Raw genomic sequence first — 15,568 nt, forward strand, 5'->3', positions numbered from 1 at the left:
TCTTCGCACTTCGTCAATCGTAGTTAATTGAAAGAAAAAGTCTCACTTGTTTTGATGAAAAAACAGTAAAATGAGGACACTATTGATTTTTACATTTTTTTCAAACTTCGCTTTTGCGCAAATCACAGGCAAAATCATCACTCCAAAAAGAGAAGCTGTTCCGTTTGTCAACGTGCTGCTTTTGGCTGCCTCCGACAGCAGTTTGGTATCAGGTAGCACCACCAATGAAGGGGGAAACTATCAACTTTTGTTGCCAAAAATGGGGCGTTTTTATTTGAAAATCAGTGGGGTAGGGTATCAGACGCGACTTTCGGAGGCGTTTGATGTAAATGCTTCCAAAACGACCATTGCGCTGGCTGATTTGACACTTTTGGAAGAAGAAAATATCCTGAACGAAGTAAAGGTTTCGGCCAAGAAAGAACTCATTCAAACCACGCCGCTAGGCAAAATTATCAATGTTCAAAGTAGCCTTATGACTAAAGGAAGCAACGCTTTGCAGGTACTGGAGCGATTGCCAGGGGTGATTTCGGACCGACGAAACAACCAATTTAGCTTGAATGGGCAAAGCGGCGTGACGGTTATGTTCAACGGACGAAAAGTGCAGATGCCGATGGAAGAACTCATGTCGCTGCTTGAAAATACGGTGGCAGATAACATCGAAAAAATTGAACTGATTACTTCTCCCACTGCCCAATACGACGCCGACGGAGGAGCGGGGATTATCAATATTATCTTCAAGAACAGCGAACTATTGGGGACGAAAATCAATTTTTCGGCTACGGCAGGCTATGGTTATAAAGAGAAAGTCCTTACCACAATTGGTATTTCTCATGGATTCAAAAAGCTAAATCTTAATGCTTCCTATTCGTTCAATCATGATGTTCGGAAGTCTGGATACGCGGGCGACGGTACAGCAGGGGCTTCGTTTATGTTGGGCGAAACCTACAATACTTTTTATGGAATTGCTCGTCGATACCAAAACAATCATAATCTAAATTTTGCAGCACAATATCAGCCTAATCCCAAAACTACACTTGGTGTAGATTTTGTTGGAAGTTTTGATAAATCTCATAATTTGGTAAACAATGGAGGCACTTACCAGCTAAAAAGGGGTAATTTTTTTGAAATAGCAATGCTTTCAGATGGCTTGACGACCAAGCAAAACAATATCTCGTCGTTTTATCTAAAACAGACTTTTTCGCCTAAAACACAATTCAATGCCGATTTTAGCTACATAAATTATTTCAACAACAGCCCCGCAGGTATTTCTTTGGAATATTTTGATGAACAAAAACAGCCGATAAAACCCCAGTTTTCAATTTTTACGTACGGAAACAGAGGCGAAAGTATTTCTAAAATCCATGTGGGCGTTTTTAAAGCTGATTTGACTACGCAGTTTAGCGAAAAAATCAATGCTGATTTTGGCATAAAAACGAGCTTTGCACAAAATGAAAACGACAGTAAGGTAGAAAGAAAAGTGAACGATACTTGGGAAATAGATCCACGCTCGCAAAGCCAACTCAAAAGTCAGGAACGGATTGCTTCGGTATATTCTCAAGTTAAATATATGCTTGACGCTAAAAGCAATCTTCTTTTGGGACTGCGTTATGAATATTGGAAAAGAGATTTTAGCAATCAAGATGGAGTATTTGAGATTTCACAATTCTTTCCTTCGGTGCTTTATACCTATGCCATTAATCAAAATACGTCGATAAATTTCAATTATAGTCGCCGTATCAGTCGCCCTGCCTATACTGACCTGATTTCCAATTTGTTTTACACCGACCCTACTTTTGTTTTTTCTGGAAATCCATTGCTAAAACCTACACTTTCTGATATGCTCAAAGTTGAGTATACAAAAAAAGGTTTGAGCCTTGGTATTTCAGCTCAATATGATTTGAATCCTATTTTGAGGTATCAGATTACCTCAAACGCCACCAAAGATGTAGGCATTTCTTCGCCACAAAACCTGGATTACATGAAAAGTCTGAATCTATTTTTGAGCTACCCTTTTCAACTTGCAAAATGGTGGAAGCTGACATTAAACACCCTTACTTCTCTCCGAGATTATAAGGTTTCTTACAGTCAATTTCCTGCCGAAAAGCGATATGTGTTTCAGAATTTCAATTTCTCACAACAAATCAACTTACCTAAAAACATTGAAGTCGAGCTTTCGGGCTGGTACAATATGCCCTATTTTGAAGGTCCAAATACAATCAAAGGTTTTGGAGTTGCCAATGTAGGAATTGCTAAAAAACTTAAAAATGACAAAGGAACATTATTGCTCACTTTACCCGATGTTTTTCGTTCGTTTAGTGTACATTCACACAACGGCGGCATGGCACCCATTGCCTTCGACATCAACACAGTGTCGAATTGGCGCGACGAAACGGTATTTTATCGGGTCATTAAATTGACCTACGCACGAAGTTTTGGTAAAAACACCCGCAGCGTGAGGTACGAGGCCAAAGATGAAGAAAGGGAGAGGTTTTAAATGTGAGAAGACAAAAGATAAGGCACTTCTCCACGGCTCTTTTTCAAAAGCAACTGCTTCTTTGTAGTTTTGTTGGATGAACAATAGAATTCAACTTCTATTTTGTTTAAGACACAAATTCTTGGGGTAACTTAGGAATAACTACTCAGAAAAATGGGCTTTAGGGATAAATTACTGTTCTTTTTTAGTGCATTAGGGGCGTTTAACGGTCTAATTCTGAGTCTTTATTTTTTCTTTTTTACGACAAAAAAACACCTGTCAAATTACTTATTAGGGGCGTTGTTGTTGGTACTTAGTCTTCGAATTGGGAAATCAGTTGTGTATTTTTTTGACGCAAGTTTGCCCAAAATATACCTTCAACTTGGGCTTACAGCCTGCTTTTTTATTGGCCCTTTTTTATATTTCTTCATAAGGGCGGAAATTCAACAAATTCAAAAGTTACCCAAATCTTGGATAGGACAAACGGCTTTTTGGGCTTTCGTCATTGTGGTGGTCGGTATTTTGTATCCCTATCAAGCGGTTCCTTACTTGTGGAGGCATTACATTATCCCGCTTATTTATTTGCAGTGGGGGATTTACGTCGTTTTTTCGGGGGGAGTAATTTGGCCACTTCTTAAAAAAATACGGCACAAAGAAAGCCTAAAAACCTTTGAAAAATGGGTTTTAACCATTTTTGGTGGCGTTTTGCTATTGTTAATTTCCTACGTTTGGGCTATTCTAAATATTATCAAAGGAAGTTACATCTTTGGGGCGCTTTATTTTTCTATCATCATTTATCTGGTCGTGTTTATTTTGCTTTACCGTAAGAAAACCAACGATTTGACTTCTTTTTCTACCCAAAAATACGTGGATAAAAAACTGGATGAGCAGGAAGTTGAGTTGATAGTTGGGAAGCTAAAGCGTGCGATGGAAGAGAAAATGCTTTACAAAGACCCCAATCTGAAATTAAACGACCTTGCTAAAGAAATTAACCTTTCGGGGCATCAATTGTCGCAGCTTTTAAACGACAATTTGGAGAAAAACTTCTCCCTGTTTGTCAACGAATACCGCATTGAAGAAGCGTGTAAAATGCTGTCGATGAATGTCCCACTTACCATTGATGCCATTGGAGACGAAGTAGGATTTAATGCTAAATCGACTTTTTTTGCTGCTTTCAAAAAGATTAAAGGCTTGACTCCCAGTGCTTATCAAAAACAACAAATTCCAGATTTATAAAACCGTACTACTGATTTTAACTTCCCGAACTTTCGTCATTAAAGTTTCTTGAATTTTTGAGGTGCAAGATGAAGCGTTTTCATTTTGATAAACTCTAAAAGAACTTTACGATGAAAAAAGGAACGTTGCTCCTAAGTTTATTGATCAGTGGCTTCTCGGCGTTTTGCCAAGATAACCTCACCGAAAGACAACAAATTGAGAATACGATTCAGCTTTATTTTGATGGCTGGGCGACTGGCGATACCACCAAAGTGGGGAAGGCCATGCACGCTTCTTGCCACCTGAAAAATTACCGAGATGGGAAGTTTATCGACTATTCAAGAAACCAGTACCTCAGCTTTTTCAAGCCACACCCACGACCCAAAAACCTGACCACGCGCATTGTAGCCATTGACGTAACCGACAATATGGGAAGCGCAAAAGTGGAAATCAGTACCGAAAAAGACCTGTTTACCGATTATTTTAACCTCATGAAAACCAATGAAGGCTGGTTGATTGCGGATAAAGTTTCTACCCGAAAGTCGCACAGGGTCTTTGATATAAACGCTATTCAACTTCAAAAAGAAACCATTGTGGAAGGATTAAAACGTCCTTGGAGTATGGCTTTTATCTCCGAAGAAGAAGCACTGATTTCGGAAAAAGAGGGTGATTTAGTACTGTTGAATTTAGTGACCAAAGAACGAAAAACGATTCAGGGCTTTCCGACCGACTTGGAAGATAGCCTTGGGGGTTTTGGAGATAACACGGGTAAGTTTGAGGTATTGCTTGACCCTGATTTTAAAAATAATAAATACCTCTTTTTGTCTTATGCTGCCAAAAGTGCGAAAGGCAGAACTACCAAAATTATCAGAGCTGTGCTAGAAAATGGGGTTTTGAGCCAAATAAAAGTACTTTTTGTGGCCGAACCTTTTACGTTTGAACGCGTACATTATGGTGGAGGAATGGCCTTTGGTAGCGACGGGAAATTGTATTTTACCATTGGCGAACGGCTTTTTAACGAAAAAGATGAGCCTGTACTTCCCATTGCTCAAAATAGAGAAGATAAAAGAGGTAAAATTTACCGCATCAATTCCGACGGAACAATTCCTAACGATAACCCTACTTTTGGAGAAAAAGCCATTCCTGGACTATACGCCATGGGTATCAGAGCGGCGCAAGGAATAACCCTCAATGTTAAAACCAACCAACTCTGGTTTAGTGAACACGGAATGCACCAAGGCGACGAAATAAACGTACTCAAGGCGGGGGCTAATTACGGTTGGCCGATGAAGACCACAGGGAAGTATCGTTATGCCGATTTTGCCCCAAAGCCTATTGCGGGAAATGTTTACACCGACCCCGTTTGGTCGTGGGCTCAAACGGTTGCACCTACGGGATTGCATTTTTATACGGGCAACGAATTTGCCGCTTGGAATCAAAATTTACTCGTGGGTGGTTTGTCAAAAGGTAGTTTGTGGCGGTTGGTCATTGAAGGTGAAACCGTGAAGAGTGCCGAAGAACTGTTTGTCGATGACCGTTTGAGAATACGTAAGGTGGTACAAAGCCCGTTGGGGAAATTGTACCTGCTTTCGGACGAGGTGAATGGAAAGGTGATTAGGGTAAGGAATGCGGCGTTATAAAAACATAAACGTTAAGAACATTGTTAAGTAAATAATTTTATTTTTTGCTCGCAGAGTGCGCTGAATAATACAAGCGCAGATGTTCGTCGAAGTAATATAGCCAATCATCAGCGTTTTTCTGCGATTTCAATCTGCGCCAATCGGCGGGTAAAATTTAAAAAACTTACCTAACCACTGTATTAAGAACTCGTTTCGTCAAAATAGCTAATTGCGACGCTGATGATGCTCAAAATCGAATAAATAACGGCGAAACGAGTTTTTCCTAGCCCTAAAAACGCCAACGTCCCGAGCGAAAACATCGCAATTTTGAACAGATTTAACCATGGAAATGGAATACGCATCGTTGATTTTGGAGCAGCGTATATTCCCCAAAGCGCTGCCAACACTCCAAAAAGTACAAGGGCATATATCCACTTTGTGGTGGTTGTTTTACCGACGGAATAGCCCCAAAAGGAGACACTAAAAAGAAGGAAAAGTTCTAAGCCAAAGGCTAGGAGGTAATTGGTATAGCGGAGGGCTTGCATGAGTAGTGAAGATTCTCTTATTGATTAAAAATGTATTTTCATTCCTTCATGACTTGCCCGAAACCCTAAGTTCTCGTAAAACCGAATGGCGTCGGGACGTTTTTTATCCGTGGTAAGTTGGAGAAGGTGAGCGCCGCGTTCTTTTGAACGTTGAATTGCCCATTCAAAAAAAAGGTGTCCGATACCTTGGCCACGATAATCTTTGTGAATACGTACGGCCTCAATTTGAGCTCTGATTCCACCTTGGTAGGTCAAATAAGGGATGAAAGTCAATTGTAAAGTTCCAATAATTTCGGCATTTTCGTTTTCCACAACAATCAATTCTTGGTTTTCATCTTTGATAATATTGGCGAATGCTTGGTAATAAATTTCGGGAAGTGGGTCTCGAAAATCTTCACGCAATTGCCCTAAATCATCATCGGCCAACATTTGTACAATGAAAAATACGTCTTCTTTCGTGGCTTTTCTAAATGTTAAATTCATAGAGGAATAGTAAAAAAGGAACAAACAAATCTACAAAACAGGGGCTACATTTTTTCTAAAGGCAGTAGGATTGTTGCCCGTGTATTTTCGGAATTGTTTGCAAAAATGACTTTCGTCCGTAAAACCAAATTCATGCGCAATTTCGGTCAAGGTCATGGAGCTGTAGAGAAGCCTGGCTTCAATCAACTTGATGCGATGCTTTATGATAAATTGTTTGAGCGATTCTCCCGTTTGTTTTTTAAAAAAGATACTTACGTAAGTCGGCGCTAGGTGAAACTCCTCGGCAATTCGTTCCATACTGAGTTTTTCGGGCTCATAAATATGCTGTTTGATGTACCTCAATATCGCTTCGGCGGCATTCGATTCTTCCGATTTGGCGGGAGTTTGTTGGGAGAGGTTACGAGCCAAAATCAGCAAAATACTTCGCATCAAACTATCACGTAGTATCTCAAAATGTGCTGAGTGAGGGTTATCGTATTCTTTTTCAAGTACTTTGAGAAGTTCATGTAGTTTCTCTTTTTCTTGCTTGTCATGCACAATGCTTCCTCGGCTTTGGGTAGAAGTAAACAACAACGATTGAAAAATTTGTTGCCAATATTTATCAGTATCAGTTTTGCTATACGATTCATTAAATCTAATAAAACAAAACTCGGTAATCGACTGTATATCAAACGAATGAAAGTCTTCTGGACCCAACAAAAATACATCTCCTTGCTCGTAAGGGTAAGTATTGCCATTGATGTTGTGGACACCAAACCCCTTCAAAATAAAGATGATTTCGTAATAGGTATGCTTGTGTACGGGGTGTTCCCACTGAGAAGCTTCAAAATGGTAAATGTTAAAGGGAGTGTGCAAAACGTAGCGTTTCATCGAAAGTAGGTGCGTTATTTTTACCAAAATAACATGGATTTTTACAGAAAGTAACAACGATATTCACCCTAATTTTGCCAAACAATGCTTTAATAAAGTTTTTCTCGCATTGACCTATAATGAAATTGTACAGAATCGACCACGAAATGCTAAGGCTGAATGGAAGATTAAAACAAAAAAACAACAGAAGATGAAAGTGGTAAAAAGACGTTCGATGCTGAAAAAAGCCCTCCTTGCCTCGGCGGCTTCGGTGGCTACCTTGTCAGCGGAAGCAAAAAAAGACAAAAAAGTGTTTGTCCATCACGTATATTTTTGGTTGAAAAACCCTTCAAATGAGGCCGACCGCGCCAAGTTAATCGAAGGATTGACGGCTCTGGCGAAGGTACCAACGATTCGGATGCACAACATTGGTACACCTGCAACTACCAATCGTAGCGTCATTGAGCGCAGCTATGCAGTGTCTTGGTTGTGCTTTTTTGACAATTTGGAAGAAGAGGAAATTTACCAAAAACACCCTATTCACCTCAAGTTTGTAGAAGAATACTCGCACCTTTGGGAAAAGGTAATCGTTTATGATTCGGTGCAGGTGTAGTACAGGTAGGAAGTATTTTCAAAGGGAACATGTTAGGTTATGTTCCCTTTAAAATTTTATAATTCTAAGTAATCAAGAGCAAAACTTAATATAATTCGTCGATTTTGAACGGATAACTATTAACAGATAACGGTTAACTAAAATACTGTTTGACGAATTTTGACTTCACTTTGGTGATAAACCTGCGAATACGGCTGCACACTGGCTGTTACCCAAGCGTTTCCGCCGATGATAGAATCATTACCGATCACGGTTTTTCCCCCTAAAATAGTGGCATTGGCATAAATGACCACGTTATCCTCAATGGTTGGGTGTCGCTTGGTTTCTGCCAATGATTTTGATACACTCAAAGCACCCAGTGTGACCCCCTGATATATTTTTACGTTGTTCCCTATTTCGGTTGTTTCGCCAATGACGACCCCCGTGCCGTGGTCAATAAAAAAAGATTTTCCAATAGATGCTTTGGGGTGGATGTCAATGCCCGTCAACCCGTGGGCGTATTCGGTCAACATCCGTGGTAGAAGTGGAACGTCCAAGTCAACCATAGCGTGGGCTAAACGATAGACTGCGATGGCATAAAAACCAGGATAGACCGCAATTACCTCTTCAATGCCGATGGATGCGGGGTCGTTATCAGAGATAGCTTGTGCGTCTAGCAGCAGATTTTCGTAAATGTCAGGAAGCTGTTCCATGAACTGCTCCGTAACCGCCTCATGATTCGTTCCAAGATTGCCGTTAAGGGGTTCCAACAAACACAAAAGCCGTTGCTGAAGCTTGGCGTAGGCATCAGGTAAATTGGTGGCTGAGCGCGAACAATCTTGGGTGATGGGAAATAAAAACCGCATCATTTCTTCGACAAACTTCCCAACTTCGTTGCGGGAGGGCAAACGATACTGATAGCGGGTGTTTTGCTCGGCGAGACGTTTAAAAAAAGTGTTTGACAACGTATGGAAGAATTTTTATACTTGAGATACCAAAAACCGTGCAAAAAGGTTCAACTTTGGCGGTTATTTGAAAAATATATCTACCTATTCATAAATTCGTTTTTTGTGCGTCGCTTTAGTTTGTTCATTTTTACTTTGGTGTGTTTAGTGTCGTTAAAAACGTCAGGACAACAACCTACTTCGCTTCGTCGATATGCCTACGCCCGAAATGCCATGGGTTCGGAGTTTAATCTGGTTTTTTATGCCCCAGGAGATTCGCTTGCAAAAGTAGCCTCCGACAGTGCCTTTGCGAGGATTCAGTACCTTAACTCGCTTTTAAGTGATTATTTGGACGGAAGTGAAGTTAATCGACTTTCGGAAACGGCAGGAACGGGGCAACGTTTCTACGCAAGCCCCATTTTGTTTGAACTTTTGGTGCAATCTCAGCAGCTTAGCCGCCAAACTAATGGTGCTTTTGACGTTACCGTTGGGCCAGTTGTCCAGCTGTGGCGTCGGGCGATTCGGCGCAACTATTTTCCCGATAAATCCCAACTCAAAGAAGCGCGCGACGCGGTAGGGTATCGTTTGGTTCAGCTTAGAGCCAAAGACCGTTCAGTGGTTTTAAAGCGAAAAAAAATGCGGATAGATTTTGGGGCAATAGGGAAAGGATATGCGGCTGATGACTGCTTGGAGGTGCTTAAATCGTTTGGAATTAATCGTGCTTTCTTGGACGCAGGCGGAGATTTGGCCATTGGTGATGCTCCCCCAGAGAAAGAAGGTTGGAGCATTGAGGTAAGTTCGGGCGGAGGAGATACTACTGCTACACACATACTAACTTTGAAAAATTGTGGCGTAGCCACTTCGGGAAGTACTTATCGGCATTTCGATTACAAGGGTGTTCGCTATTCACACATCGTGAGTCCTTTTACGGGGGTTGGTCTAACCACTCATACCCGTACAACTGTCATAGCTCCAACTGGTACAGCTGCCGACGCATTGGCTACTGCTTTTAGTGTGTTGGGAATTGAAAAAGGTAAAAAAGTAGCCAAGCGCTTGAAGGGTACAGAGGTGTGGCTTTTGGAACAAAACGCTAGTAAAAAAGCGCACTATAAATACTGATTTTATTGGGCAGATTGGCGGTATTCTTTGGGCGTTTTACCTGTTTCTGCCTTGAAAAAACGACTAAAGTCGCTGGGGTCGAGCTTACCAATTTTGAAAGCAATGTCGGCTATGGAAAGGTTACTTTGTTTTAGTAAAACTTTGGCTTCCAATACCCGCATTTCATCCAACAAATCGTGGGCGCTTTTCCCCGTGACAGCCTTCACACATTTGTGGAGGTGATTGGGCGAGACAGACAACAGCTCGGCGTATTCGGATACGGTATGTTTTTCGTAAATATGCTGAGAAAGTGCTGCTTTGAAACGTTCCGTCATCCGAACAGCAGCGTTGCCAATGGGTTTTTCTAGGGGACGAACAAATTGGTTTACCTCCGTAAATAAGGTAAATAGATAAGAGGCAACCAAACAAAATTGTTCTTCGGAAATAGCTTGGTTAATTTGCAGGAGCCGCTCAAAGATTTGCAAGATAGCTAGGTGACGTTCTTGGCTAAGTTTAACTACTGGGGAACCTGCTAATTGAAGAAAAGAAAAGATTTGTAATGTTTCTGATTTCCAAGGTGATATGCTAAAAATGTCACTACTAAAGTGACAATAAAAACCTTCAGCGTCGTCGCTGATTTCATCCAAAGAGGTGATTTGAAAAGCAGGTAAAAAAAAGAACGAACCTGCCCTAATCTCGTATTTAGTAAGTGCTTTTCGACGGGTAATGCTACCTTTGGTTAAGAAAACAAAAAACGTAACTGAGCGTCGGTGAGGAGCTTGAGGAATGATGAGGTGCTTTTTGTAATCTTCTAACCGAATGACGTGGAACTGATTAAAAAATGGTCGCTGCGTGTTTTTCCATACCAAGGTATCAAACACATAGTCGTCGAATTCAGCGGGTTTAAGAAGTGGAATTTGGGTGGCTTTCATACAAATTTTAACAAACTATGAATGAGCTTTTCGTTTTTTTTGATGCTTTTCAGAAGCTTTCTATGCCAGAAAAAGAGGCGATTGAAAGGCTTTGTACTGAAATAAAATTGAAAAAAAACGACGAATTGCAGCCCATCGGTCATACATGTCGCAACATTTACTTTGTTAAAAAGGGAATAGCACGCATTTACTACTACAAAGACGGTACCGAGGTGACAGAATCTTTTTCATTTGAAGGTAGCATCATAGTGAGAGTAGAGAGTTTATTTCTTGGAATTCCGTCGCGAAAAGCCATCCAGATTGTTGAAGAAGCGGAAATTATAGCCATTCAAACACCTGCCTTATTTCGACTGTATGATACGTTTCCTATGGTTGAACGTCTTTTTCGGAAAGTTTTTGAAAAAGGCTACGTTGAAGCAGTTCAACGACTTGAAAGTTTGCAATTTCACACAGCAGAGGAGCGCTATTTGGCCCTTATTGAGGATATTCCTAATGCTGTTCGGCGAATTCCTCTCAAATACATTGCTTCCTATTTGGGGATTTCCCAAGTGAGTTTGAGTAGAATTAGGGCAACAGTAAAGTGATTTTTTAACAAATGTAAAAGGAATCGGTTTAAGGGAGTTTGACCTTTGTGGAATGTATTAAACTTTTCTCACAATGACATCGAACAATACAACTGAAATTGACAGCCAAACCCTTTCAAACTGGCTCAAAGCAGGCAAAAATGTATCTATTCTTGACATTCGCTCTTTATCAGAACGAGCTGAATGGCGCATTCCTCAAAGCCTCCATGCTGATGTGTATGATGCACTAAAAGCAGGCAATGAAAAAGCCTTAGATTTTCTCAGTTTTGATAAAAATATCCCAGTTGTTTCGCTGTGTGCAGGTGGTAAACTGAGCCTTTTTGCCACTGAAATTCTATCGCGAAAGGGTTATGAAGCCTACTCGCTATCAGGAGGTATGAAAGCGTGGAACTATGCTTGGGATACTGCTATAGTACAGATGGAGAATGTTACTATACTTCAAATCAGGCGGGTAGCGAAGGGGTGTTTGTCTTATCTCATTGGTTCAGGAGAGCAGGCTATGGTAATTGATGCGTCACTTGATCCTTATGTTTATATGAATTTAGCAACCGAAAATGGATGGAAAATTGAGTATGCAACCGATACCCACATTCACGCTGATTATGTTTCCAGAACTAAAGAACTTGTCCAAGCTAGTGGTGCAAAGCATCTTATGATTGGCACAGCCAATGTTTTGTATGATTTCGTACCAGTTACAAATGAGGAAATTATTAAAATTGGGGATACCCATTTACAAGTACTGCACACTCCTGGGCATACCTATGAAAGCGTTTCGTGGGTACTTACAGACAAGGCATTATTTACTGGGGATACCTTATTTACTGACGGTATCGGTCGCCCAGATTTGAAGGCAGATGAGGAAGAGTCCAAAAGCAAAGCAATAATGCTGTTTAGTTCGTTACAACAACTTATGGCATTCGACAGTCGTATGATGGTATTTCCTGCACATGTTTCAAAGTCCATCGTTTTGGGTCAAGAAGCCATCACTGCCACTTTGGAACAACTGAAAAATGATATTGCAGCTCTTTCGCTCGAAAAACAGGATTTTGTCAATGGTATTTTAGCCAATCTTCCGCCCACTCCACCCAATTATTTAACGATTGCCGAAATCAATCGAAAAGGTAACTCCACCGAATATAATTTAGCTGACCTTGAGGCAGGAGCCAATCGTTGTGCTATTCAATAATGTAACTATATGGAAAACATACAATTAGGCCTTAAAGAGAACTGGAAGCAGTTTGCATTGCTGGTGATTATCAACGCCTTTGTAGGCGGGATGATTGGACTTGAGCGGTCGATTTTACCACAATTGGCCGAACAAGTATTTGAAATTGCCTCAAAAACAGCCTTGCTGTCGTTTATTATTACTTTTGGTATCACTAAAGCTGTTGTTAACTATTTTACGGGGAAATTAGCTAATACATTAGGACGAAAAAAGCTGTTAATTCTTGGGTGGCTTTTTGCTTTACCAGTGCCTTTCATCTTGATTTATGCTCCAAGTTGGTCGTGGATTGTGGCTGCCAATGTACTATTAGGCATTAATCAGGGCTTGTCGTGGAGCACGGCTGTGATGATGAAAATCGACCTTGTGGGCGACAAAAACCGTGGGCTGGCGGTGGGTATCAACGAATTTGCGGGCTATTTGTCAGTGGGAGTTGTGGCTTTTTTGACGGGTTACATTGCCAGTCATTACGGAGTGAGGCCATACCCTTTTTATTTGGGAATAGGATTCGCCATCGTAGGGCTGTGGTTAAGCGTATTTTTTGTCAAAGATACCCGCCAACATGTTTCTGTTGAGAACAAAGCAAGTGTTATTCCCCTTTTGGCAAGTCCCTTTTGGGATACGACTCTTAGGCACAATTCGCTGAGTGCAGTGACGCAAGCGGGGCTTGTTAATAACCTAAATGATGGCATGATTTGGGGACTTTTGCCGTTGTTGCTTTTAGCCAAGCATTTCACTTCTGCGCAAATTGGTATTTTGACGGCGATTTATCCGTCAGTTTGGGGGCTTAGTCAATTGGTTACAGGCCGATTGTCTGATATTTATTCTAAAAAAGGGTTGTTGTTTTGGGGAATGTTGTTGCAGGCTCTGGGGATTATTGGACTCATTTGGGTAACTACTTTTACGCATTTCGCGCTGATTGGGACAGCTTTAGGGTTTGGAACAGCCTTGGTTTATCCCACTTTTTTGAGTGCCATTGCTGACTACACGCCTCCCGCCCAACGCGCCGAAAGTTTGGGGACTTTCCGATTTTGGCGCGACATGGGGTATGCCGTTGGGGCATTACTGACGGGGGTAATTGCTGATTACTTTGGGCTAACTATGTCAATCTTCAGCATTGGCACGTTGACAGCTCTGTCGGCTTTTGTAGTGTTGTTCAGAATGAAATAAACAGCATTAAATCTCTATTTCTAACAACGCATAACTCAGTGCTTTTCCGTGGGTGTCTATTGCCAGTGAGGTAGTTACGCCTGTTAGTAAGGCATCCTGACAAACAAAGAGTAGCGACGAAATATTGGGCAGCTCGTACCGCACAATTTCACCCGAAACGATGTCTTTTAAATGTTCTTTTACCCTTTCTACCGTTACTTTTTCGCACAAAAATTCATAGTTTTTTGCGTCGAACGGAATCAACGATAGGGTAGAGGTATTGCCTTTGTCGCCAGCGCGGCTGTGGGCGATTTGATGTAACTTCATCTTTTTAAAAAAGTATTACTTCTGGACTCACTTTCTTTCTATTCACCAAAACCGAAACAATTCCGACGAGCTCGGTGACGTACTTCCTAGCACCCCCGCCGCCTGCAGGGCCATTGGTGTAAAGGGCTTCTACTTCTTCGCCGATGATTGCGGCTTTTTGGGCGGTTTCGGCGTTGGCAGCTAGGCGTAATCGAACTTCATAAGGTTCAATGTGACGATTAAAATCAGTCCGATGAATGGCCGAAACGCCGACGTAATCGGTTCGTAAATCAGGAAAATCAGCTTTGAGCCTTTTTTCGAGGGTTTCGCCTGCCAACTGCGCCCTTGCGAGGGCATTTGCCCCCGCGTATGAGATTTCGCCTTCTCCCAGAAAACCAGCCTGATAACCCACGCTTACTTTGAGCGTTGACGGTTTTTCTTGACCAGTGCCACCCCATACTTTGACTTGATTATCACCTATTTCTTCCAATTGTACCGTCGTAAAATTCGCCGATACATCGGGCGTAAGGTAGGCATGTGGGTTGATGACTTCGTACAATAATTGTTCCTTGACCGTAGCCAAATTGACAACGCCACCTGTACCTGCTACTTTGCTAATGATAGCCGTGCCATCCGCAAAAACATCGGCAAAAGGATGACCCAAGGTGTCCATATTCGTTACTGGTTTGGTGATTGGGTCGGCAAAATATCCGCCTGTTATTTGCCCCGCACATTCTAACAAATGCCCTACGATGGTTCCTTGTCCTAATAAATTGTAGTCGTCGAGTTCCCAGCCAAATTCATGAATCATGGGGGCTAAAAACAACGATGGGTCGGCCACTCTTCCCGTGATAATGATTTGAGCATCAGACTGTAATGCCTCCAAAATCCCTTCCACACCCATGTACGCATTGGCCGAAATAAGAGAGGAGGGATGAGTGTTGAGAGATGAGTGATGAGAGAGGAGAGATGAGTGGTTTTTGATGAGGTTTATGGCAAACTCCTCATTGTTAAATTTAGAAACCTCATCACTTATCTCTACTAACTTATCGCTCAACTCGTCTCCAATAACGGCGGCTACTTTTACAGAAATGCCTTGTTTGCTGGCTATTTCGACGATTTTTTTTGCACCTTCCATAGGGTTAGCTGCTCCCATATTTGTAATAAGCCGAACGTTATTTTTAACCAAAATGGGTAATAATCCTTCGATACGACGTTCCAATAACGGGTCGTAACCCTTGGTTAGGTCGGCCATTTTTCGTTTTTGGGCAAGGGCAATGGTGCGTTCGGCCAAACATTCCAACACCAAATAATCTAAATTCCCCTGTTCGGCCAAAATAATGGCAGGTTCTAACCGATCACCCGAAAAACCTGCCCCGCAACCAATTCTGATAGCCCCCAAACCCCCAATGGGGGCATTATTATCATTTATTTGGTGATTCATTCTGTATGAAATTTATCGTTATTCCAATTTTTGGGGTTGTTTTCGATGTAATCCTAATTCAATATTTTTTGCATGGTTTTTAATCTCGTGCCAAAAAACTGCTGAAATTTTTC

Annotated in this window: 15 protein-coding genes; 8 read left to right on the forward strand and 7 right to left on the reverse strand. The window is 41.5% G+C overall.

Translation table 11 applies throughout. From position 1 onward, the window contains the following. Window positions 1–70 precede the first annotated feature (70 nt). The 3 genes from DTQ70_RS06890 (at window position 71) to DTQ70_RS06900 (ending at window position 5,328) form a co-directional block, all read left to right on the forward strand. The gene (locus tag DTQ70_RS06890; RefSeq protein ID WP_122930124.1) at window positions 71–2,494 is read left to right on the forward strand and encodes an outer membrane beta-barrel family protein; all 2,424 of its coding nucleotides are present in this window, start codon (window positions 71–73) and stop codon (window positions 2,492–2,494) included. A gap of 153 nt (window positions 2,495–2,647) precedes the next feature. Then, the gene (locus DTQ70_RS06895; RefSeq protein ID WP_122930125.1) at window positions 2,648–3,709 is read left to right on the forward strand and encodes a helix-turn-helix domain-containing protein; all 1,062 of its coding nucleotides are present in this window, start codon (window positions 2,648–2,650) and stop codon (window positions 3,707–3,709) included. Between the two features lie 110 nt (window positions 3,710–3,819). Beyond that, a complete protein-coding gene (locus DTQ70_RS06900) occupies window positions 3,820–5,328 on the forward strand; it encodes a PQQ-dependent sugar dehydrogenase (RefSeq protein ID WP_122930126.1) in 1,509 nt (502 codons plus the stop codon). Window positions 5,329–5,507: 179 nt separating this feature from the next. On the opposite strand, the gene DTQ70_RS06905 is transcribed toward DTQ70_RS06900, so the two are convergent. From DTQ70_RS06905 to DTQ70_RS06915, 3 genes are read right to left on the reverse strand one after another with little or no spacing between them, the layout of a single operon-like run. Further along, entirely contained in the window at window positions 5,508–5,852 is a 345-nt protein-coding gene (locus tag DTQ70_RS06905; protein WP_122930127.1) for a YrdB family protein, read from the reverse strand. A gap of 24 nt (window positions 5,853–5,876) precedes the next feature. After that, window positions 5,877–6,335 carry a GNAT family N-acetyltransferase gene (locus tag DTQ70_RS06910; protein ID WP_206019646.1) on the reverse strand — a complete coding sequence of 153 codons (459 nt, stop codon included), beginning with the start codon at window positions 6,333–6,335 and terminating at the stop codon, window positions 5,877–5,879. 30 nt (window positions 6,336–6,365) lie between these two features. Beyond that, window positions 6,366–7,205 carry an AraC family transcriptional regulator gene (locus tag DTQ70_RS06915; RefSeq protein WP_122930128.1) on the reverse strand — a complete coding sequence of 280 codons (840 nt, stop codon included), beginning with the start codon at window positions 7,203–7,205 and terminating at the stop codon, window positions 6,366–6,368. 190 nt (window positions 7,206–7,395) lie between these two features. Between DTQ70_RS06915 and DTQ70_RS06920 the strand changes: the two genes are divergently transcribed. Continuing rightward, a complete protein-coding gene (locus DTQ70_RS06920; protein WP_122934303.1) occupies window positions 7,396–7,797 on the forward strand; it encodes a Dabb family protein in 402 nt (133 codons plus the stop codon). A 137-nt stretch (window positions 7,798–7,934) separates the two neighbouring features. Here DTQ70_RS06920 and epsC read toward each other — a convergent pair whose 3' ends face one another. Beyond that, the gene (gene epsC, locus DTQ70_RS06925; protein WP_122930129.1) at window positions 7,935–8,741 is read right to left on the reverse strand and encodes a serine O-acetyltransferase EpsC; all 807 of its coding nucleotides are present in this window, start codon (window positions 8,739–8,741) and stop codon (window positions 7,935–7,937) included. A 105-nt stretch (window positions 8,742–8,846) separates the two neighbouring features. Here epsC and DTQ70_RS06930 point away from each other — a divergent pair, with 105 nt between their 5' ends. Further along, entirely contained in the window at window positions 8,847–9,839 is a 993-nt protein-coding gene (locus DTQ70_RS06930; RefSeq protein WP_229600092.1) for an FAD:protein FMN transferase, read from the forward strand. Window positions 9,840–9,841: 2 nt separating this feature from the next. Here the strand turns inward: DTQ70_RS06930 and DTQ70_RS06935 are convergent, their stop codons facing one another. Next, window positions 9,842–10,750: an AraC family transcriptional regulator gene (locus DTQ70_RS06935; RefSeq protein WP_122930131.1), complete on the reverse strand. Its 909-nt coding sequence runs from the start codon at window positions 10,748–10,750 to the stop codon at window positions 9,842–9,844. A gap of 17 nt (window positions 10,751–10,767) precedes the next feature. On the opposite strand from DTQ70_RS06935, the gene DTQ70_RS06940 reads away from it, so the two are divergent. The 3 genes from DTQ70_RS06940 (at window position 10,768) to DTQ70_RS06950 (ending at window position 13,726) form a co-directional block, all read left to right on the forward strand. After that, entirely contained in the window at window positions 10,768–11,334 is a 567-nt protein-coding gene (locus DTQ70_RS06940; RefSeq protein WP_122930132.1) for a Crp/Fnr family transcriptional regulator, read from the forward strand. Window positions 11,335–11,407: 73 nt separating this feature from the next. After that, the gene (locus DTQ70_RS06945; protein WP_122930133.1) at window positions 11,408–12,520 is read left to right on the forward strand and encodes an MBL fold metallo-hydrolase; all 1,113 of its coding nucleotides are present in this window, start codon (window positions 11,408–11,410) and stop codon (window positions 12,518–12,520) included. Window positions 12,521–12,529: 9 nt separating this feature from the next. Beyond that, window positions 12,530–13,726, forward strand: coding sequence for an MFS transporter (locus tag DTQ70_RS06950; protein WP_122930134.1), 1,197 nt, complete (start codon window positions 12,530–12,532; stop codon window positions 13,724–13,726). A gap of 6 nt (window positions 13,727–13,732) precedes the next feature. On the opposite strand, the gene DTQ70_RS06955 is transcribed toward DTQ70_RS06950, so the two are convergent. Beyond that, entirely contained in the window at window positions 13,733–14,032 is a 300-nt protein-coding gene (locus tag DTQ70_RS06955; RefSeq protein WP_122930135.1) for a hypothetical protein, read from the reverse strand. A 4-nt stretch (window positions 14,033–14,036) separates the two neighbouring features. Further along, window positions 14,037–15,455 carry an acyclic terpene utilization AtuA family protein gene (locus tag DTQ70_RS06960; protein ID WP_122930136.1) on the reverse strand — a complete coding sequence of 473 codons (1,419 nt, stop codon included), beginning with the start codon at window positions 15,453–15,455 and terminating at the stop codon, window positions 14,037–14,039. Window positions 15,456–15,568 lie beyond the last annotated feature (113 nt).

Source organism: Runella sp. SP2 (assembly GCF_003711225.1).
GTDB lineage: Bacteria > Bacteroidota > Bacteroidia > Cytophagales > Spirosomataceae > Runella.